Genomic DNA, 21,308 nt, shown 5'->3' on the forward strand with positions numbered 1-21,308 from the left:
AGGATTTTTTGTTTATTTGTATATTGCTAGGAAATTATCATTTCATTTGTGAATAAGACTACGTACTGATTTATGCTAAAAAACAGAATTCGATCCTATAACGACAGTGGCGTCTAGTTCCTCGTCTCTAGCCACTTTCGTGGTAAGCCCAGCACCAACAAAGATTTCAAAGGTCTGAGTTGCCTGCATTTCGCTCGTCTCTATTAAAAGATGTCCTCCCGGTGCTAGCCAGAGAATTGCTTCTTTTGCTACTCTTCGCTGAATGTCAAGTCCATCCTCTCCTCCGTCAAGCGCCCCCTTCGGTTCATGTAGGCGAGCCTCTTGTGGGAGCAGCTTTATTGCCTTGGTAGGAACATAAGGTACGTTCGCAACTAGGGTGTTCACATGGCCTTTAATTGAGTGAGGCAGAGCTATATACAAGTCACCTTCAAAAACATGGCCACCGAAATCTGTTACGTTGCGGCTTGCACATCGTACTGCGACAGGGTCAATGTCAGCAGAGTACAATTCAACTTGTCCTAAAGCTGCTGCCAGTGCTACACCCACAGCACCTGACCCGCAACATAGATCAACGACGATATCACCAAAACATGACAGAGCTTCTGCCTGGTGAACAAGAAACTCGGTACGTTGACGAGGCACGAAAACGCCTTGATCCACTTCTATCCGCAACCCACAGAATTCTGCGTATCCAACAACATATTCAAGTGGTAAACCATCGGCTCGCATTTCTACCATTTTCTTGAGGTCCTCTGGAGTTCGTGCCTCTGAAATAAGTAACCGGGTCTCATCTTCTGCGAAAACACAACCCGCGCTCTGAAGCCTGTTAATTATACATTTTTCCGTTTTATTGTCCAAAAAGAAATTAAATTTTTTTCCTATTTATCTCACCACTTTTGCTTATTTATAACCCTGTATTCGTTAAAAATTGGAGATATCCTTTTTCAACAAAATGGTCCAATTCAAAAAAATACGACTTTATTCAATTAAATGGCCTTGTAGGAAGGAATTATAAATAGAAGGTACATACTATTTTTTTGATCACTCTATTTATCATATCTAATAATTCCCAAAAAATAAGGCTACCTTTCCTTATTAAGAAAGGTAGCCTTATCTGTATAAACGACTGTTCTGCTCCCTATTTATTCGATCCTTGTAACGACTCTCTCAGCACAAACTTTTGCAGTTTTCCGCTCGCATTACGCGGAAGTTCATCTACAAATAAGTAATGACGTGGACGTTTATAATCTGCTAATTCATCACTTTCTTTACAATACGTTTCTAAATCAGCCTCTGTAATATTTTCATCTTTCTTTACAACGACCGCAACAACACGTTCTCCCCATAGTTCATCTGGCTCACCAAGTACTGCAACATCTAATACACCAGGGTGGCTATGAAGGAAATCTTCAATTTCACGAGGGTAAATATTTACACCACCGCTAATTACCATATCATCAACGCGGTCTGCAACGAATAAATAGCCGTCTTTATCGAAGTAGCCTAAATCACCAGAATGATACCATCCTTTATACATTGATTTTGCATTTGCTTCTTCTCGATTATGATAGCCAGCCATCATAGTTGGACCACGCAAAATAATTTCCCCTACTTCATAAGGAGGCAACATATCATCTGGCTCTGCCGGTGCATCTTCGTTCGGTTTGACAATTCGAATTTCATGGCTAAAGCATGGTGTTCCTGCTGAACCAGCTTTCGTAATCTGATCCTCTTCTACGAGAAACGCAACAACTGGTCCCATTTCTGTCATTCCGTAAATTTGAACAAGATCAATATAAAGACGTTCTTTACATTCCTTCACTAACGCTGGAGCCATTGCAGCCCCGCCATATACGCCAATCTTCATCGAAGTTAAATCATACTCGGCTAGATTTTTTTGCAGTAACATATTCCACATCGTCGGTGCTGCAAAAAACGTCGTAACCTTCTCTTCTTGAATCGTATGTAATACTGTTTTCGTATCAAAGTGATGCAAAATAACATTCTTGCCACCAACTTGAATGCGCGGTATTATTCCAGCGTTTAACTCGCCGCAATGATATAAAGGCGCTACTACAAGCCCAACACTATCCCTGTTATATTTTATGAAATACGTACAAATCATACTATGCTCAGCCATATCACGATGACGATGTAGTACGCCTTTCGGACGACCAGTCGTACCGCTCGTATAAAGCATAGAACAAAAATCCATTTCATCAACTACAATATCTACTTTTTCAGCTGATGCTTTATTTACTTTTTCATGGTAGGAACTAGCATAGGAAGGTGTATCGTCTTCTACATACCAAAAAGACGTATTTGGAAAATCTCGTTCAATCATAGCAACAGTTGATTCGACTTCTTTTTCAAAGACAACTACTTTCGAGGCTGCATCTTGGAGGATATACGATAATTCTTTTGCTTTTAGGCGGAAATTAATTGGGTTAAATATCGCGCCAATTTTCGCACAAGCTAAGTAAACGTTTACAAATTCACGACAGTTATATAAGTAAACAGATACACAATCTCCCTTTCTTACTCCTTCTTTCAATAGAGCTTGCGCTGTTTTATTTATTTGCTCATCCCACTGTTTATATGTCCAGCGAATATTTTTTTCTGGTTCTACTAACGCCTCTTTATTCGGATACTTGCCCACTGCTAAATCAAAAATTCTCCCTATCGTCATGTACATGCCAACAATTTCCCCCTTTTCTCTTTCATAAATCTATCATTTCGTCTATAAGTAGACATTGTCCTCTAATAATTTGACTAATTTTTCTGATTATTATCGACATAGTTTTACAAATGCAATTAGTTTTTAATCCACATCTCAGTAAATGCAATTATATCGGCGGTTTTTCAAATATATCGATTTATCGACAAAAGCTGATAACAACATCCCCCTATATTAAAAAGAAGCTATCCCAAAATTGGGACAGCCTTCTTCTCCTTACGCGAATAGCTCTTCTAAAATTTTCAGTTTATCTTCTGTATATTTCACAAAGCCATCGTTATATGATTTTGGATCTTTCGGATTCGCAAAGTGTGTAATTGCTCCTGTTTGTGGGTGAACAAATTTACTTGATGCCCCGCAACCAAGTCCGATAATAGATTGCACTTCTTCCATAATAACAATATTGTAGATACTTTCTTGCGATGGTATTGCATAACCAACGTTTTCTAAGTTACCTAAAATATTCTTTTGACGATATAAATAGTATGGCACGTAATTGTGGTTCTTCGTCCACTCTTCTGCCTCATGCATCATCGCAGTAATTTCTTCACGACCTGCTACTTTATATTTACGTTTGTTTTGTGTCATTTCAGAAGCACGTTTAAATGATAACGTATGAACTGTTAACGATTCTGGCATTAACTTTTCTGTTTCATCTAACGTGTGCTTAAAGATTTCTAATCCTTCACCAGGAAGACCAATAATTAAGTCCATATTAATATTGTTCATTCCCATTTCACGTGCTAAATGATATTTCTCAATTGTTTCTTCTACAGTATGATGACGTCCAATTGCTTTCAATGTTTCTTGATGGTATGACTGCGGATTAATACTAATACGGTCAATATTCCATTTATTTAACACTTCTAGCTTTTCTGGTGTAATCGTATCTGGGCGACCTGCCTCAACTGTTACTTCACGCACATCTTTCACATCTGGGAACGCTTCGTACATTTCTTCATACAGCATATCCATCTCTTCTGCTGTAATACTTGTCGGTGTACCACCGCCGTAATAAATCGTCGTAACTTTAACACCTTTTTCTTTTAAAAACTTACCAATTTCACGAACTTCATAGTGTAAGCCACCTAAGAATGAATCAACAGATCCTTGGCGTCCGTTAATTGCATAAGCCGGGAACGTACAGTACGCACATTTTGTAGGACAAAACGGAATACCAATGTAAATACTTACTTCTTCTTTCAAACGGTATAAATCCGGAACGACCGCTAATTGGCAATCTACGATACGTTGCAGAAGCTCAATTTTCTCTTCATGAATTAAATAACTTTCACGAAGTTCTTTATGCGCTTCTTCTTTTGACATACCATTTTGAAGCATTTTGTGAAGAAGTTTCGTTGGGCGTACCCCAGTTAAAATTCCCCAACTCTGTTCAAGTCCAGTTAGCTGTTGAAGCACAGAAAGATATACGTAAGAAACAACATGTTTCACTTGCTTCATACGTTCTTTTTCTTCTGTGAAAGCAGATAAATCTTTCGAGAATGTTTCTTCATACACATTTCCGGTTGCAACATCCGTTAAACGAGCCGATGCTGTCACATTACCTTCTATCTGTATATCAACGATCAGATTTGCTTCTTCTTGCTCAAACCCTATCGTGCTTTCTTCAAAAAATAAACCGCCAATATTTTGTAGCGGACGTAAAAAACGATCATCTTGTAACGTTTTAATTGAAATTAACAACATTATCACCTTTTCATTTGCAAACTCTCTTTAGTTTACTTGAAGGGCGTTTGCAGGTCAATACAGAAGCTTTTACCTTATTTTTTCTATATAAAAGCAAAAGGCATAAGAGAAAACATTTTCTCTTATGCCTTTTATAAATCCTATTAACTATTTTTAATCATAAATCTTAAACGTAGCCCTAATAGTACAAGAATTACCCCTATAAACGGAAGATAATTCGTATTATGCCCTGTAGCTGGAAGCTCTTGATCATTAGAGCCGCCTTGTTCTTTCTCTGGTAAGTTAGGCTTTCCTACTTCTTCACCTGGTTTTCCTGTTCCTTCACCTGGCTTTTCTGTTCCTTCACCTGGCTTTTCTGTTCCTTCACCTGGCTTTTCTGTTCCTTCACCTGGCTTTTCTGTTCCTTCACCTGGCTTTTCTGTTCCTTCACCTGTATCTTTTTCATTTATAATTTGAAGTTTTACAACTTCGATTTTTTGATTAGAAATCGTGAACTTGATTTCTTTATCGGATAAATTGTATCCTTCTGGTGCTTGAATTTCTTTTAAAATATAATCTCCTGGCTCCAGTTTTTTCGAAGTCGCTTTACCATTTTTATTTGTTGTTAATGTGTCTATTTTTGTTCCATCTTTCCAAATTTCAAACACTGCGCCCGCTAATGTTTTATCTGTATTATTAGCGTCTACCTTTGTAATTTCTAGTTGACCTGTTATTTTTTCTTTTACTTTTTCATTCATCACTTCTTGTTTTGCTACTTCATTCGCTACAACGTTTACTTCCACTGTTACTTCTACCGCTTTGTAGCCTTCTGGTGCTTTCGTTTCTTCTAGCGTGTATTTTCCTGGCACTACGTTTTCGAATGTTACTACACCATCTTTATTTGTTGTTTTTGCTTCTCCAACTACTTGACCGGCTTCGTTTTTCAGTATAAATTCTGCGCCTGCTAGAACTTTTCCACTCTCTGCATCCTTTTTAATTACTTGTAAGCTTCCTAGTTCTTTTGCATTTTCTACTTGTACTTGTACTACTTTATTTGCTTCCACAATGAATTCAATTTCTTCTTTTAATAATGTATATCCTTGTGGCGCTTTCGTTTCTTTTAATGTGTATTTTCCTGGTTCTAATTTTTTAGAGGTTACTTTACCTGTTTTATCTGTTCGTAACGTATCTATTTTCTTACCATCTTTATACACTTCAAACTCTGCGTCCGGTAGTACCTTCGTTTTATCGTTTGCATCTACTTTTACGATTTCAAATTGACCAAGGCTCTTACTATTCGTTACTTTTACATCAACAACTTTTTCACCATCAACTGTTACTTGAATTACTTGTTTTGTTAACTCATAACCTTCTGGCGCTTTTGTTTCTTCTAACGTATACTCACCCGGCACTAGTCCGTCTACTTTAACAGTTCCAGACTCATCTGTTGTAATTCCTTCTTTTACAACATTTCCTTTAGCATCTTTCAATGTAAATTCTGCACCTGCTAAACGTTTTTCTTGATCTTTATCATCCATTTTAATAATTTGTAGAGAACCTAAGATTTTTTCGTTTTCTGCCTCTACTTTTACTACTTCTTTCTCGTTTTGAATTGTTACTTTCCATTCTTTATTAGAAAGTTTATAACCCGCTGGTGCTTTCGTCTCTTTCACTGTGTATTCACCTAATGGTAATTTCGGTGACATCACTTTTCCACTCTCATCTGTTTTCAGTTCCGCTACCTTTTTACCATCTTTATATACTGTGAATTCTGCACCTGATAATACTTTCGTTTTATCATTCGCATCTACTTTTACAATTTCAAATTGACCTGTTACTTTTTCGTTCGTAACTTCTTGTTTTACTACTTCATTCGCTACAACGTTTACTTCTACTGTTACTTCTACTGCTTTATAACCTTCTGGTGCTTTCGTTTCTTCTAACGTGTACTTACCTGGCACTACGTTTTCGAATGTAACAACGCCATCTTTGTTTGTTGTTTTTGCTTCTCCAACTATTTGACCAGATTCGTTTTTCAGTCTAAATTCTGCGCCTGCTAGAACTTTTCCACTCTCCGCATCCTTTTTGATTACTTGTAAGCTTCCTAGTTCTTTGGCATTTTCAATCGGTACTTGTACTACTTTGTCTGCTTCCACAATGACTTCAATTTCTTCTTTTAATAATGTATATCCTTGTGGTGCTTTCGTTTCTTTTAATGTATATTTTCCTGGTTCTAATTTCTGAGAGATCACTTTACCTGTTTTATCTGTTCGTAATGTATCTATTTTTTTACCATCTTTATACACTTCGAATTCTGCGTCTGATAGTAGCTTCGTTTTATCATTTGCATCTACTTTTACAATTTCAAATTGACCTGTTATTTTTTCGTTCGTAACTTCTTGTTTTACTACTTCATTCGCTACAACGTTTACTTCCACTGTTACTTCTACTGCTTTATAACCTTCTGGTGCTCTCGTTTCTTCTAGCGTGTACTTACCTGGCACTACGTTTTCGAATGTAACAATGCCATCTTTATTAGTTGTTTTCGCTTCTCCAACTACTTGACCGCTTTCGTTTTTCAGTCTAAATTCCGCGCCTTCTAGAACTTTTCCGCTCTCTGCATCCTTTTTGATTACTTGTAAGCTTCCTAATTCTTTCGCATTTTCTACTTGTACTTCTACTACTTTGTCTGCTTCCACAACGACTTCAATTTCTTCTTTTAGCAACTTATATCCTTGTGGTGCTTTCGTTTCTTTTAATGTATATTTTCCTGGTTCTAATTTCTGAGAGATTACTTTACCTGTTTTATCTGTTCGTAACGTATCTATTTTTTTACCATCTTTATACACTTCGAATTCTGCGCCTGATAGTAGCTTCGTTTTATCGTTTGCATCTACTTTTACGATTTCAAATTGACCTGTTACTTTTTCATCGATTTTTTTATTTAATGCTTCTACCGTAACAACCTCATTAGATACTACATCAACACGAACTGAGCTAGATGATAGTTCATAACCTTTTGGCGCTTCAACTTCTTTTAATGTATATGTTCCAACTGGAAGTTGTTTTGATAAAGCTTCACCTTTATCGTCTGTAATAATTGTTTCCACAACATTCCCATCTTTATCTATAACATCAAATTTTGCACCTGGTAGCAGTTGACCAGATTCACTATCCTTCTTCAATAATTTAAATTGGCCATTTTCTACTTTTTTCGTATTCTTCATAACAAGTTCAATTACGTTTGTCTTATCAATTGTTACTTTTACCGGTTTATCAACTTTTATATATCCTTCTGGTGCACTTATTTCTTTTACAAAATAGTCACCAAGTGGTAAGTCTTTAACTTCCGCAATACCCTTATCGTTTGTTGTAACAGTAGCCACAACAGTATTATCTTTATCTATAACATCAAATTTCGCATCTTTTAAAACAATATTTTCATCGTTTTCATCAACTTTTTTAATTTGTAAATTTCCTTTTTCAACTGATGGCTTTTTCCATTTCGGCCAGTTAAATTTGAAATTATGGACCTCAAATCCATCTCTTTGGTGTAATCCACCAACATAGGCTTGTCCGTTAATAGAACCACCTTTTGTTTCCACAACTGCGTTAGGCGCAAACACGCTTCCTACTACACCATAACCTTTAGTGGATATTTTAGTAGCATTTGGAAACACCCAAATTACTTTATTAGCTAACTCAGTAAAAGATGAATTAGGATCATATGCTTGAGATGTATTAATTAAGTCTGTTGCCATCCCAGTATTTCTTGTATCATACAAAATTGCACCACTACCAAAATTCACTTCTTCCGCATCTGAATAAATAACAATAAAGTCTTTGTTATCTATGTTCGGAAGATAAACATCTCTTACATCAAATGTTTTCTTTCCTGTTAAGCCTGAAGAAACATAAATATTAGGATTCTTTACATCTTCTCCGATACCAAAGCTCATATTAGGTTTTGGTGTATCTGTATGTAGTTGGCTCGCATCCCCAATTACACCCTCAACGTCTTTTCTAAACTCTTTAAATTTGGCATCAATCTCTGCTTGCTCTCTATAAGAGATACGATCATACGATGATTTCATTGCACCTTCAGGGTCACCATCTTTTGTCATCGCCACTGTTCCATCTTGGATAATTACCTGTCCTGTTCCCGCTTTCGTAAATTGACCACCTAGTAATAATGATGGATTTCCTTCATCTACCCATGTTGCTCCAGCTAAGTTACTCGCTCCAGTTGCAGCCGCTACGACTGTATAACTTGATGCGTTCATATTCTTTTGAACAGCCATCGCACCCTCAATATCCGCACTTGTTGCACTATGATCTCCAAAAATGATTGCGTTGTAATAAGATACATCACCTAAACCTTTTAATTCTGTTGTAGCTGCCTCTGCTTTGTTTGGTAAATGGATTAAAAAATTCATACATACTAATAATACGACCATAAAACTACTACTTATTTTTTTTACCTTTTGACTAAATGATTTCTTCAAGAAATTCATTCCCCCTTTTCAAATTTCAAAAACTTATAAAAAGAAGTACATTTCATATGTACTTAAAACCTATTCATACTAATTTACAAATAATCCATTTAAATAAAACAAAGAAGCTCTACAACTAATTGGTGAAACTACTACAATTCATTTTTGAGATAATACGTGAACTAAACTAACATGCGAAAGTGCTTTTACTTATGGGAGCTCAATGAAATTAATCTGAAGAATATTTCATGTGGTGTAACTGTTTTGGCAACATCATCCACTCTACAACAGTTTCCTAAAGTATTCAAGTGAATTGTCTGGATTTCAGACACAATTCACCACCTAAAACGCTTTCATTTTTCATTTGAATATGAATTTAAATTTTTCAAATAAGGTCGACAAAAAAACGTAGCCAAAAAGCTACGTTTTTCTTTCATCGTTTCGGTGTATGTTTATGATTCTTTAAAAATGGAAGCGGGAATTGTTTACGGAAATGCTCTTTAATCATATACTCTACGCCGTTCTCAGTATTAGAGCGTGTAATCCAGTCCGCCGCTTGCTTTAATTCTACAGGAGCATTCCCCATCGCTACCCCGAGCCCAACATTTTCAATCACATCTAAATCTTCTAAACTATCCCCTATCGCAACCATTTCATTTAGCGGTATGTTTAAATGTTCACCAAGCAATTGTAACCCACGTAGCTTCGATACATTCTCTGGAAGAATTTCTATTCGTTTCGCATCACAATCGACATATGATATATCTTTAAACGCTTTTTTTAGCGTGTTAAGCCCTCTTTCTTGTTCACCCTTACTATGAAAGACAACGTCAATTTTCGGCGCAGCTACTGGATGATCACGCAGTGCATCTCCTAAAGAATCTACAAATTGAACCGGATAAAATAACGGGTCTGCACTTGATAATACAGTACGCGCAATTAAGTTTGGTGTATTTCTCTCACGATTCCCAATTGAAAATCGTTCATGCGAAATGCGAATATTACAATCAAAATGCTCTAATACTTGCACAATATTAAAGGTTTTCTCTTCAGATAACCTCCTTTGAGCGAACGGCTTATCTAACGATGCTGAAACGAAAGCACCACTATGTGTAACTAATATAGAATCTAATTTTAACGCCTTCGCTATTTTATGAGCGGATTGAAAATTACGACTCGTAAACAATGTAACGTATACATCTTTTCTTTTCACAAAGTCAATTGTTTCCCGTAACCCTTTTGCGATTTTTCCGTTGTTGTATAGTAGCGTCCCATCTATATTAAGAGCTAGTAAGCGATAAATCATGTCGCACTCCCCCTCTTCGCTGTTGTACTCTATCCATAATTTATGAAATAAATGTAGTAAATAGAACGAGTTAGAATTACTACTGAAAATTTGGTTTACTATATACATATACAACTGGCAAAGGAGATAGTACTATGCAAGCACCACCTTCTTTTTATGAAGGCGATACGTTAGAAGTCGCCCAAAAGTTACTCGGACATAAACTTGTGCATATTGTAGATGGCATAAAGCGGAGCGGAATTATTGTAGAAGTAGAAGCGTATAAAGGTCCAGATGATAAGGCCGCACATAGTTACGGAGGAAGACGGACAGATCGAACGGAAGTCATGTTCGGCGCACCAGGACATGCTTACGTATATCTTATTTACGGTATGTATCATTGTTTTAACGTTATTACAGCACCAGTCGGCACCCCGCAAGGAGTTCTCATTCGCGCTCTTGAGCCTGTAGACGGAATCGAAGAAATGAAACTAGTGCGCTACAACAAAACCGACATTACGAAAGCACAATACAAAAACTTAACAAATGGCCCCGGAAAACTATGCCGCGCACTCGGAATCACTTTAGAAGAACGCGGGGTATCACTCCAAAGTAATACGTTACATATTGAACTCGTTCCAGAGGAAGAACATTTATCATCCACATATAACATAATAGCCGGCCCTCGCATTAATATTGATTATGCAGAAGAAGCTGTTCATTATCCGTGGCGATTTTATTATGAGAAGCATCCATTTGTTTCAAAGTAAAAAGTATATACAAAGGGAGAGACTATGAGAGGCAAACCTGAACTAAAAATAGAATCAGAAAAAGTATATAAAACTAAGAAAAACCCTAATGGAATGTTTGTAGCGAAAATACTGCAAGTTCCGAAAACAGAGGATAAATTAGACTTTGTTCTTATTTTGCAAAACAGAAAAACGAAAAAAGCTATTTATAAAAAATTTTTAGTAACAACAAATAACGACTATTATTCTTTCCGACTCGCTCGCGGGAATATTGAATGGTTGTCCTTATACACTGTCGCAGTATGGGATTCGTCTGGACATCAATTGGTGGAAGTATCAGCCGTAACAGGTAAAGAAAATTATTTCATTTCTGATGAACATTGTTCAGCTTATCGGGAGTGATACAAAAAAATAAAAGAGAAGCCAAATTGGCTTCTCTTTTCACTCCGCACCTTCCGCAGTTGCAATATCATTCTCTAAATTCTCTCTTGATAATTCTGCCGTCATAAAATCGGCTGTTTCCGGAAGTGCTAAATGCATATGAGCTTTTTGACAAATTTGGATCGTACAGTTTTCTACAACATAGTCGAAAACATGTCCGCCCCCGCTTCTTTTATCATCAATATAATGCAAGTGGAACCCCGCTACACCGATGCCTTGCGCGTAATCTGGCGTCCAAAATCCAGCCATTGTTCCTTCTGTATTTTCAAACGAAAAGATTGGTTGTGATTTCGTCACCTCAACAAGCGGCGTATACGGTTTTTCTTGTCTTGGAACTGTTCTCGTTCTTACTTCACGGAAAGTCCCATCCATTCGAATCGCATAAAATAAATTTTTACTTGGCATTAATTCATGCAATAATGCTTCTACTTCTTCGCGATTCATCGGATGCTCTACCCGATAACTCATTTCTTTTTCAAAAAACGTTACAGTCGCAAACGGTGTTGTTTCTTCTGGTTCTACTTTTTCTGCCGAACCGTCTGAGCGTAAATGGTAAAAATCATTATCAAATGCAATCATTTCACCATCTAATTGATCAAATGTACCGATGCCGAAATCCCCGCGCTCTTTTAATTCTTCAAAGTTAATAACGCCATCGTATATACCATCTAATAACGCAAGCATTGTAGATGTTTGATATACTTCATTGTTCGTTTTCGTTCTTTTTGCATCAATGTCAATTACTTGTGCAACACTCATCTCACTCATGCCCCTCGTTAATTTAATTGGTTTGGTAATAATTTTTCGCTTAATTTAATGTTGTCACGGTAATCGATTGGAATATCAATAATGACAGGGCCCTCTGCTTCTAATGCCGTTTTTAATACATCTTCTAATTCGTCTGGTGTATTGACACGAAGACCCATTGCACCGAAACTTTCCGCATATTTCACAAGATCAACATCGCCAAACTCTGTAGCTGATGTTCTGCCGTATTTCATCATTTGTTGGAACGCCACCATATCATATGTACCGTCTCTCCAAACGAGATGTACAACCGGCGCATTTAAACGGACAGCTGTTTCTAACTCCATCGAAGAGAATAAGAAACCACCATCACCTGACACGGAAACTACTTTTTTACCTGGTTCTACTAACGTTGCAGCGATTGCCCAAGGTAGCGCAACACCTAACGTTTGCATACCGTTACTAAATAATAGTCTACGTGGTTCATAAGAACGGAAACATCTCGCCATCCAAATAGAATGTGAACCGATGTCACACGTAACAGTTGTATCGTCACTAATTAAAGAACGCAATGTACGAATGACTTGCAATGGATGAGTAATACCTTCTGAAGCACGATTTGGAACTTCCGCTTGTTCTGATAATTTCGCACGCAATCGTTCTAAAATTGCTTCTGATTCCGTCTTTAATACAAGCTTCGGTAATTTCTCTGCAATACTATTTACAGTTAAAGCGATATCACCAATTAATTCACGCTCTGGTTGATAATCATGGTCGATATCTGCTTGGTGATCGTCAAGATGAATAATTGTTCTGTCTCCAAGCTTATTCCAGAACTTTGGATCATACTCAATTGGATCATAACCGATAGATACAACAAGATCGGCTTCTTCTAGTAAAATATCACCTGGTTGATTGCGGAATAATCCAACGCGGCCGAAGAAATGATCTTCTAACTCACGTGAAATCGCACCCGCTGCTTGATACGTTTCTACAACAGGAAGTTCTGTACCAGCAATTAATTCACGAACCGCTTTCGTTACTTCATTTGTGCTCGCTCTCATACCAAGTAAAATAACTGGTAATTTCGCTGATTTTATTTTTTCTACTACATATGTAATATCTTGTGTGGGAGCGATTCCAAGCTGCGGCTTAGAAAGCGCACCGATAGACTCTACAGTCGTTTCCGCAGTCATAACATCTTGCGGAAGACTTACTAGAGTTGCTCCTGGATTTGTGGAAGTAGCACTTCGAAATGCATTGCTCAGAGCTTCTGGCACATTATCAGGATGCTCTACTTCTACGCTATATTTTGTGATTGGTTCGAATAGTGCAGCATTATCCATAGATTGGTGCGTACGTTTTAATCGATCAGTACGCGGAACTGCACCAGCTAAAGCAACAACGGGATCACTCTCCGCATTCGCAGTAACAAGACCTGTCGCTAAATTCGATGTTCCTGGTCCTGAAGTTACAAGACATACACCCGGTTTCCCTGTTAATCTACCAACAGCCGCTGCCATAAATGCTGCGTTTTGCTCGTGACGACAAACAATTAACTCTGGTCCTCTTTCTTGCAGTACATCAAATACAGAGTCAATCTTTGCTCCTGGAATACCGAAAACATGTGTAACACCTTGTTTAATTAAACAATCAACAACAAGATCTGCTCCTCTTGTTTTTGTTTTCACGTCGTTTGCTTTTACACCTGTACTCAAACTAATCATCCCTTTATTTCATAATGTGTGTAATAAAGATTTTAATTTCACCTAGTTAATTAATGTGGTGAAGTATTGTTTATCATTATATTACAAATACATTATTTTTCCAATGATATGAATTTGATAGTATTTTGACAACCATTAAGGAATGCGCTTACAATTATTTATTTATCTTAAAATACCATTCTGATATTGTCACTTTACCCATAAATTTGCCGGGAATTTTACAAAATAATAAATAAAAACGCTTATCAGTGTAGGATATTCGAAATGATTAGCTTATTCATTAGAATCTTTGTGATTTAAACCATAACTTTGCCACTTGAGCAATGTTATGGTTCCTTTTAAAATTGTCTTGCGGGATCTGAGTCAAAAATCAAATTTATTCTTCACTCACCAAGCTTTCCCACTCACTTAAATACATAACATCTTGTTTTACTTTTTTCTTTTCAGGAAGTAAACACAGAAATTCTAAAGAATTGCCGTCAGGATCATAAAAATAAAGATTTGCAGTAGGTGTCCAGGTATGAACCATAGGATCGGAAGGTTCAAGACCAAAAGCGGCCCTTGGGTTTATTCCTTTATTAAGAAGCCATTCTCTTGCATGGATGATTTCTTCATAGTTAACCTTGAATGCAAAGTGACTTGTATGGAATGCTTCTTCTGATACCTCCCAAACACCAAGCATTTGTTCCTTCTTATTTTCTTTATCAAACCAAAAGAATGCTACACGGCGTTCTTCAATAGTGCGAGCATGAAATAATCCAAGTTTAGTATAAAACTCTTTTGCTACTTCTAAATTTTTTGTTTTAACATGTGTTTCATATAAAGTACCTGGAAACAAAGCATATCCCTCCTTTATATTTTTAGAAATTCTTACTATAAAGCCTATTTTAATAAATTAGAAATAGAAGTGCCCTCGTATTTTATTTATATGTTTTGTTCAATTTTGTAGCCCTAATGCTGAACAAAAAAGTTCACTTCATCATCCGCGCTGAGTTCAATAAAAGTAGTTACACAAACGGACATTTATGGAGAATTTATAAGTCGATTAATTCCTTATTGGAAAAAACAATATTTCCAATTGTGGCGAACTTATGGGTTAATAAAAGATTCTCGGCCATATTATGCTTCTTGTTATAGATATCCCCCTCTAGGAATATATAACAATACTTTCATCTATTTATAGTATTAACAATATTACAGTACCTTGCAAAGAACACTAGTAAATGGTATATTTGTAAATAATTGAATAACCATTAATTGGAATTCTTATATCTCCATTTCAAAAGTTGTAGAAAGGTTGTGCTGTTTATAAAAAAATAGATAAGATTCTCAGATGTGATTAATCATTTTATAAAGGAAAGTGATTGTAATGAACAAAAGTGAATTTTTAAAACAACTTAATTCTTCTCTAAGGAATCTGCCTAATTCAGAAAGACAAGATATTATCTCGGAGTACGAAACTCATTTTATCAGTGGTAAACAGGATGGGAAGTCTGAAGAAGAAATTTCTAAAAAGCTAGGAAACCCTAAAACTATCGCTAAAGAACTTAATGTTACATATGCTATAAGCAACGCCGATCATAAACGCAGCCTCAAAAATATTATAACAGCAATATTTTCTGTTATGAGCTTAAGTTTTTTGAACTTTATATTTGTCATTATCGCCTTTTTCTTGTTACTCTTTCTATTACCGATTCTTCTAGCACTTATAATTGCCACTCCATTATTAATCATTTCACCTATCTTATTACTAGGATTAGGATTTTTTAAAGGGTTTCATCAAATCAGTTATTCAGATGTATATAGTGTGTTCATAGCTTTTTGCATCGGCTTACTAATCTCTGTAATATCTTACCAAATGATAAAACATGTATACTCACTTTTAGTAAAGTATTTAAAATGGAATTTAGCCGTTTTACAAAGATACTAATGAATGAAAAAGGAGATTAAAATGAAGAAATATACTTATCTACTCATGCTGCTTACTCTTTTATTTATATCAGCTTGTTCACACAATGCACAATCTAATGAAGCAAACGATGCACAAGATGATAAATTAGACGATGTACAATCTATTAAAGATGTTACTATTAAAATTCCAGAAAATATATTCAATTCCTCAAAAAAGAATGAAAATATTAATGAAGATGAAATGAAAAAAAGTATTAAAAATTATTTAGATTATAGTGGGGAGTTATTTGAAAACATCGTTCCACTTTCTTCAACAATTACTGATGAGAATGTCACTGAATCCGATCGAGAAAAATTACAAAAACTAATAGATTTAGCGAAGCAAAATGATGCGAATTTCCATGATTTTATTAGTAATAATACTATACCTGATGATTATAAACAGCCTTCGAAGAAAATCTATGAATTTATTTCATCGTCTACGGCACTTTCAGTAGAACTAGACCAGGAAATAGACAAACTCGCACAAGATGGTAACTTGTTCAAGACAGATTTTTCTTTCACAAAGCGCTTTGAGAAAGTTAATGGTAGAAAGCAAAAAGAGATTGAAAAGTTTTTGAAGGAAAAGAATATAGAAACTGAGTATTTCAACAAATGATGAAATATTCAAAAATTGTAGAATCTATCATAATCCCATTCAAAATGGTCACTAAAAAAGGCTGTTTTGGATGGGATTTTTTGTGGAAGGACTATCAAAATGCAATTCATCCATTTCCTAAACAAAAAAGACGCTCCCATATTAGGAGCGTCTTCTATCATTACGCTTGTTGCGCGCTATATAATTCTTCAAGTGGCTTCATGATGATTTTGTTAACGTCAGTGATAACGATGTTTAAACGTTGCTCAGTTTCCATTAACTTTGTGATTTTTGCATCTTGTTGAATGCGAGTTACAACTTCTTGTGCTTTTTGGTTATCTTCTTCAGTGATTTCTTGACCTTGCATCATTTTTTGTTGTAAACCAAGTTGCATTGTACGGAACTCTTCAAATAAGTTCTTTGAAGCTGCATCTCCTTGTACTGCTGCGTAGCTTGCTTTTAATGTTTGGAAATCTTCGTTTTCAGCGATTGCTTTTTGTAATTCATATGCAACATCATGAATGTTTTTTGTCATTTTATTTTTCCTCCTTTAGAAGGCTAGCGCTTTTCGTACGCACTGCCTTTTAAGTGCTTTTTATCCGCACCTCTTCTTACCATATCAAACTATGCAAGAGATGTGAAGAAATTTCACTTTTATTTCTATGTACCCACCTTTATTACTTAAGGAATAAGAGCAACAAGCCTTGAATAAATCCAATCGTTCCTCCTAATAACGCCCCTAAATATGTAATCATTTTTAACTCATTTTTTGTAATGGATAATACGAGATCTTCTAGTCTCTCTGTTGAAAATGTAGATACTTCTTGCTGGACGATTTCCGCAAGGTGTAGATTTTTCAATATATCTCCGACGTTTTCTGTCCCCCACTTCAAGCCTTTCTGCATCAGGCTAGGGACCACTTTTTCAACGATCGTTTCTCGAACCGGCTCACATACTTCCTGAACAGACTGATTTAAAAATCTACTCACTGTTTCCTCTACTTTAACTGCTGACAATATGGAGCTCACAATCATTTCTTTCTCTACAAATGTTTCTAATTCTTTTACGTCTCTTCCTTTTAACTTTTCCCACTCTTTTTGCAGTACATCAGTTAAAAGTTGTCCTGTTCCATCTTGTCCTAAAAACTTAATAACTTCCGGCTGCACACGATCCACTAAACTTACATTCCCTAAAAACATACCAACTAAGTTAAGCAACGTTCCTCGAGAAGCAAAAAAGTCATCAATCATTTTTGAAAGACGTGCCTTTCCTTCTTCACTTTCAAAAAAGCTAATCCCTCTATTCAAAATAAAAGACGCTACATTTGGAATCGCATTCTCTACTTTTTCATGAACAGACTGAGGTAATGCTTGTTCCCATGTATATGTATAGTACTCTGCTAAAAATGCATGAGTTTTTTCTGTAATAACATGTTCGATTTTTTGAGTCGCCTCTTCTTCTACATGTGCAACATTCCAATTTTCTAACATATCTCGTAACGACTGTTCACTCGTAATTACTTTATCCACTTCCACTTGTGCCCAGCGGATTAAACTTTTTTGAAACTCTTCATTTGTTAGTTTCTTTCCGATTCCTTCTGGTGTTAACAAGTGATCTACAACCATTTTCCCTAATTGAACAGCAAGCTCATCACGGCGCTTCGGAATTAACCCCGGCGTAAATGGAACTTGAAACTTCCCAATATAAATAGGACGATGAGGACGAAATAACATTTTTATCGCTAAATGATTCGTGTATCCTCCAATAATTGCCCCGAGCCCTGTCGTTGTTAACATATTCAACCATATATTCATTATAATCAACCTTTCACTTCTCTAAAACGATAGCATATCGTCATACGGACAAAAGTATAATGGTATAAAAACGTATTTGCAATATATAGCTTCGCCTATTATGCAAACATCTTGTTAATAAAGGAGTGATTTCGTTGGTTCTTGGTCTTTTAACTTCTCAATCTCATCATGAGCAAACGTATTACACCGAAATCGCTAAGCGAGCTCGACTTTATCATAACGTCGTTGCCCAATTCACACCGTTTAGCATTGATTCAAAGACAGATCTTGTTTCCGGTCTTATTTACGATACAGATACAGGAAATTGGATAGATCAAACCTTTCCCATTCCTTCATATATATATGATCGTTGTCATTTCAAAGAGGATGAGGAATTCCAACAAGCAAAACCGATTATTCATTCATTACACAAACGTTCTTCCACTACTTTTTTAAATAACACGCTTATTAATCCAAGCGATTTACACAATCTTTTTCTTGCTAATAAACGTCTTTCCCCTTACATACCAAAAATAAAAAAAGGAACAGTACAAGGAATTTTCAAATTACTACTAGAAACAAGAGATATTATTATAAGACCACTGAATATACATTCCAATGAAGATGTATATCGAGCCACTTACAAAAATAAAACATTTCATATCGATACAATAAATGAACAGCATCATACTTCTACTCAATTTAAACGGACCGATGAATTTATATCATGGTGCAAATTTAACATACAATTATCCCGTTATATGATTCACCCAATGCTACAACCTCCAAATCAACTATCATATCCAATCCATATTCGAACCATTATACAAAAAAATAAAGAGCAGAATTGGGAAGTGCTCGGTCAATTTATACAAAAAGGTTCATTCCCTGCACAATTTTTACTTTCAGCAACAGAACGTTCTATGTTACATCCATTTTCTAAAATTAAATATTTACTTTCTTCAACTGGCGTTCAATTATTGAAAGATGCTTTACATGACGTTGTAACTGAAGTTTTTCAAACACTTGATCAGTCATATTCTTCATTATTCGAACTAGAACTTTCTACCATTATGGATCAGAAAGGGGCCATTTGGCTTATGTACGTCAATACGATGCCGTCATACGAAATTTACACCAAATATAACGATCAGTTAGCTGAGCAAATTTTTCATGGTCCATTAAAGTTTAGCCGTTTCACACCATAATGAAAGGAGGAGAAACTCTGTTGAAAGAGCACGTATATACATTAAACATTTCAGATGAGTATCCAAATAGTATTACTTTACCTTACGTTTTTTCTATTACACCACCGATTACATCCCTTTCCTTTGGTATACGTTATATCGCATGTGAAGATATTAAAATTCATTATTCATTCACTCGCGAAATCACTATTGGAAAACACATTGCAGACAAACTTTTACTACCGGATTCAACGACAATCCATGCACTCACACAAAATCAAACAATCATTTTTGGTCCATTAATCGGGATTTTCACAACTGGTTTTAACGATGAATCCAATACTCCTTTAGGAAATCGTTCAACTTCTCTCGGTGAGTTACTAACACTACCATTCACATTGCGACCATTTGTATTTGTCTTTGGCGTTCAACATATAAATTGGGAAGAAGAAACAATTGAAGGGTACTTCTATCAAGAAGAAAGATGGGTAAAAAGCAAAGTCCCTTTACCGAATGTCATTTACGACCGATTACCAAATCGCCAATCAGAAACTTACAAACCAATCGTGAGAGCAAAGAAACGATTAGAAAGCGATTATGCAATCCCATGGTTTAATCCAGGGTTTTTCAACAAATGGGAAGTTCATCAACTCCTAATGAAAGAAAATTCGATTAAACCATTCTTGCCAAAAACAGAAGCTTTTCAACATTTTGAACAAGTAGAACGACTTCTTGGTACGTATAAGTATATTTATATGAAACCGATACATGGTAGCTTCGGGAGAAATATTCATCAAATACTCTATTCTCAAGCAGAGAATCGCTACTATTGTCGTTATCGTGAAAATGACCAAAACAAACTAAGAAAGTATCAATCATTAGAAGCACTTCTTAACCATGTGTTAAAAGGACATGATTTAAAAAATTTTATCGTACAGCAAGGCATCTCATTGCTCCGCTTCGAAGGGCAACCCGTCGATTTTCGCATCCATACAAATAAAAACCATTTTGGCAATTGGATAGTTAGTGCAATTGTCGCCAAAATCGCTGGCAAAGGTAGCTTAACAACTCATGTAAATAGCGGTGGTGATACAAAATTACTTCAGGAACTTTTTCCTGATTCAACAAAGCAAGTTCAAATTGAAAATACATTAAAACAAACAGCCTTACAAATAAGTTATGCACTCGATAAACAAGTAACCGGGAACATTGGCGAAATCGGTTTTGATATCGGTTTAGACACGATGGAAAAACCATGGCTATTTGAAGCAAATTCTAAACCTGGGCGAACTGTATTCCAAGATGAAAAGTTAAAAGAACAAAGTGAACTTACACGCCAATTATTTTATGAATATGCCATCTATTTAACTGAACATTCTTTGCGCGACACGAAAGAAAAAATGTCTCAAATAAAATCAGAGCCCTCGTCAAACACCGAAAATATCCCTTCCCCTATGATTAACTCACAAATACAAAAACTTCCACCTCACTCATAAGGTGGAAGTTTTCTATTTATCCCGCTATTTGCGGGCAGTAAGACTCCCACCTCAAAATTCGGAGAATGCGAGGAAGTTAGGTGGGAGTCGGGCTGCCCGTAAACGCCCGATTGGTGAGGGCTGATAATCAGTGGGGGATGAACAAAACCCCACTGATTAAAGTTTCACTTTATATGAGCTTCACTACAACTTCCGTTTCCACATTACATACTCCGCAATAAAACACATGATTGCAATACTCTTGTGAATTATTATTTGTTAAACCGTCTACCGCACTTAATAATTCCTGATCCATATATGCACTGTAATTATCTAAGTAATCTACAGTTTTCCCATAATCTTGGAGTACACCTTGGCAATTTTGACAAGAATATGTTTGTGATTCTAGTGCGTTGCAAAGCGGGCAAATTCCCATCGCT

At 36.0% G+C, this 21,308-nt stretch carries 17 protein-coding genes; 6 read left to right on the forward strand and 11 right to left on the reverse strand.

The window, feature by feature from the left end; genetic code table 11:
- Nucleotides 1-75: 75 nt before the first annotated feature.
- The 5 genes from ACTFQM_RS10780 to ACTFQM_RS10800 all read right to left on the reverse strand — a co-directional run bounded on the left by ACTFQM_RS10780 (nt 76) and on the right by ACTFQM_RS10800 (nt 10,222).
- Nucleotides 76-858, reverse strand: a complete 783-nt coding sequence (locus tag ACTFQM_RS10780; RefSeq protein ID WP_440034289.1) for a putative protein N(5)-glutamine methyltransferase — start codon at nt 856-858, stop codon at nt 76-78.
- A gap of 280 nt (nt 859-1,138) precedes the next feature.
- Nucleotides 1,139-2,695 (reverse strand): fatty acid--CoA ligase, encoded by a 1,557-nt coding sequence (locus ACTFQM_RS10785; RefSeq protein WP_440034290.1) that lies wholly within the window; start codon nt 2,693-2,695, stop codon nt 1,139-1,141.
- A gap of 258 nt (nt 2,696-2,953) precedes the next feature.
- The gene (locus ACTFQM_RS10790) at nt 2,954-4,444 is read right to left on the reverse strand and encodes a coproporphyrinogen III oxidase (protein WP_002170566.1); all 1,491 of its coding nucleotides are present in this window, start codon (nt 4,442-4,444) and stop codon (nt 2,954-2,956) included.
- Between the two features lie 143 nt (nt 4,445-4,587).
- Nucleotides 4,588-8,937, reverse strand: a complete 4,350-nt coding sequence (locus ACTFQM_RS10795; protein ID WP_440034291.1) for a SpaA isopeptide-forming pilin-related protein — start codon at nt 8,935-8,937, stop codon at nt 4,588-4,590.
- Between the two features lie 412 nt (nt 8,938-9,349).
- Nucleotides 9,350-10,222, reverse strand: coding sequence for a Cof-type HAD-IIB family hydrolase (locus ACTFQM_RS10800; protein WP_002170562.1), 873 nt, complete (start codon nt 10,220-10,222; stop codon nt 9,350-9,352).
- A 134-nt stretch (nt 10,223-10,356) separates the two neighbouring features.
- On the opposite strand from ACTFQM_RS10800, the gene ACTFQM_RS10805 reads away from it, so the two are divergent.
- Both ACTFQM_RS10805 and ACTFQM_RS10810 read left to right on the forward strand, forming a co-directional pair.
- A complete protein-coding gene (locus tag ACTFQM_RS10805; protein ID WP_098304384.1) occupies nt 10,357-10,971 on the forward strand; it encodes a DNA-3-methyladenine glycosylase in 615 nt (204 codons plus the stop codon).
- A 24-nt stretch (nt 10,972-10,995) separates the two neighbouring features.
- A complete protein-coding gene (locus ACTFQM_RS10810; protein ID WP_440034292.1) occupies nt 10,996-11,352 on the forward strand; it encodes a hypothetical protein in 357 nt (118 codons plus the stop codon).
- 39 nt (nt 11,353-11,391) lie between these two features.
- Here the strand turns inward: ACTFQM_RS10810 and alsD are convergent, their stop codons facing one another.
- The 3 genes from alsD to ACTFQM_RS10825 form a co-directional block, all read right to left on the reverse strand.
- Entirely contained in the window at nt 11,392-12,150 is a 759-nt protein-coding gene (gene alsD, locus ACTFQM_RS10815) for an alpha-acetolactate decarboxylase (RefSeq protein WP_440034293.1), read from the reverse strand.
- A gap of 17 nt (nt 12,151-12,167) precedes the next feature.
- Complete coding sequence (gene alsS / locus ACTFQM_RS10820) at nt 12,168-13,856, reverse strand: acetolactate synthase AlsS (protein WP_440034294.1); 1,689 nt, start codon at nt 13,854-13,856, stop codon at nt 12,168-12,170.
- Nucleotides 13,857-14,241: 385 nt separating this feature from the next.
- A complete protein-coding gene (locus ACTFQM_RS10825; RefSeq protein ID WP_440034295.1) occupies nt 14,242-14,703 on the reverse strand; it encodes a VOC family protein in 462 nt (153 codons plus the stop codon).
- 531 nt (nt 14,704-15,234) lie between these two features.
- Here ACTFQM_RS10825 and ACTFQM_RS10830 point away from each other — a divergent pair.
- Both ACTFQM_RS10830 and ACTFQM_RS10835 read left to right on the forward strand, forming a co-directional pair.
- A complete protein-coding gene (locus ACTFQM_RS10830) occupies nt 15,235-15,795 on the forward strand; it encodes an HAAS signaling domain-containing protein (protein WP_440034296.1) in 561 nt (186 codons plus the stop codon).
- Nucleotides 15,796-15,816: 21 nt separating this feature from the next.
- Nucleotides 15,817-16,434 carry an NDxxF motif lipoprotein gene (locus ACTFQM_RS10835; RefSeq protein ID WP_440034297.1) on the forward strand — a complete coding sequence of 206 codons (618 nt, stop codon included), beginning with the start codon at nt 15,817-15,819 and terminating at the stop codon, nt 16,432-16,434.
- Nucleotides 16,435-16,594: 160 nt separating this feature from the next.
- Here the strand turns inward: ACTFQM_RS10835 and ACTFQM_RS10840 are convergent, their stop codons facing one another.
- Both ACTFQM_RS10840 and ACTFQM_RS10845 read right to left on the reverse strand, forming a co-directional pair.
- Nucleotides 16,595-16,948: a YlbF/YmcA family competence regulator gene (locus ACTFQM_RS10840; RefSeq protein ID WP_002170555.1), complete on the reverse strand. Its 354-nt coding sequence runs from the start codon at nt 16,946-16,948 to the stop codon at nt 16,595-16,597.
- A gap of 142 nt (nt 16,949-17,090) precedes the next feature.
- Nucleotides 17,091-18,236, reverse strand: coding sequence for a DUF445 domain-containing protein (locus tag ACTFQM_RS10845; RefSeq protein WP_440034298.1), 1,146 nt, complete (start codon nt 18,234-18,236; stop codon nt 17,091-17,093).
- Between the two features lie 125 nt (nt 18,237-18,361).
- On the opposite strand from ACTFQM_RS10845, the gene ACTFQM_RS10850 reads away from it, so the two are divergent.
- Both ACTFQM_RS10850 and ACTFQM_RS10855 read left to right on the forward strand, forming a co-directional pair.
- Complete coding sequence (locus ACTFQM_RS10850) at nt 18,362-19,414, forward strand: YheC/YheD family protein (RefSeq protein ID WP_440034299.1); 1,053 nt, start codon at nt 18,362-18,364, stop codon at nt 19,412-19,414.
- Between the two features lie 20 nt (nt 19,415-19,434).
- Entirely contained in the window at nt 19,435-20,889 is a 1,455-nt protein-coding gene (locus ACTFQM_RS10855; protein WP_440034300.1) for a YheC/YheD family endospore coat-associated protein, read from the forward strand.
- A 169-nt stretch (nt 20,890-21,058) separates the two neighbouring features.
- Here ACTFQM_RS10855 and ACTFQM_RS10860 read toward each other — a convergent pair whose 3' ends face one another.
- Nucleotides 21,059-21,304: a hypothetical protein gene (locus ACTFQM_RS10860; protein WP_440034301.1), complete on the reverse strand. Its 246-nt coding sequence runs from the start codon at nt 21,302-21,304 to the stop codon at nt 21,059-21,061.
- Between the last annotated feature and the right edge of the window lie 4 nt (nt 21,305-21,308).

The organism is Bacillus cereus group sp. MYBK30-2 (genome assembly GCF_051915945.1).
Classification (GTDB): domain Bacteria; phylum Bacillota; class Bacilli; order Bacillales; family Bacillaceae_G; genus Bacillus_A; species Bacillus_A paramycoides.

What these genes read in the sequence shown, in the direction of transcription:
- ACTFQM_RS10785 (WP_440034290.1), bottom strand. Translation starts at nt 2,695, where the DNA reads ATGTACATGACGATAGGGAGAATTTTTGATTTAGCAGTGGGCAAGTAT.
- ACTFQM_RS10790 (WP_002170566.1), bottom strand. Translation starts at nt 4,444, where the DNA reads ATGTTGTTAATTTCAATTAAAACGTTACAAGATGATCGTTTTTTACGT.
- ACTFQM_RS10795 (WP_440034291.1), bottom strand. Translation starts at nt 8,937, where the DNA reads ATGAATTTCTTGAAGAAATCATTTAGTCAAAAGGTAAAAAAAATAAGT.
- ACTFQM_RS10800 (WP_002170562.1), bottom strand. Translation starts at nt 10,222, where the DNA reads ATGATTTATCGCTTACTAGCTCTTAATATAGATGGGACGCTACTATAC.
- ACTFQM_RS10805 (WP_098304384.1), top strand. Translation starts at nt 10,357, where the DNA reads ATGCAAGCACCACCTTCTTTTTATGAAGGCGATACGTTAGAAGTCGCC.
- ACTFQM_RS10810 (WP_440034292.1), top strand. Translation starts at nt 10,996, where the DNA reads ATGAGAGGCAAACCTGAACTAAAAATAGAATCAGAAAAAGTATATAAA.
- alsD (WP_440034293.1), bottom strand. Translation starts at nt 12,150, where the DNA reads ATGAGTGTTGCACAAGTAATTGACATTGATGCAAAAAGAACGAAAACG.
- ACTFQM_RS10830 (WP_440034296.1), top strand. Translation starts at nt 15,235, where the DNA reads ATGAACAAAAGTGAATTTTTAAAACAACTTAATTCTTCTCTAAGGAAT.
- ACTFQM_RS10835 (WP_440034297.1), top strand. Translation starts at nt 15,817, where the DNA reads ATGAAGAAATATACTTATCTACTCATGCTGCTTACTCTTTTATTTATA.
- ACTFQM_RS10840 (WP_002170555.1), bottom strand. Translation starts at nt 16,948, where the DNA reads ATGACAAAAAACATTCATGATGTTGCATATGAATTACAAAAAGCAATC.
- ACTFQM_RS10860 (WP_440034301.1), bottom strand. Translation starts at nt 21,304, where the DNA reads ATGGGAATTTGCCCGCTTTGCAACGCACTAGAATCACAAACATATTCT.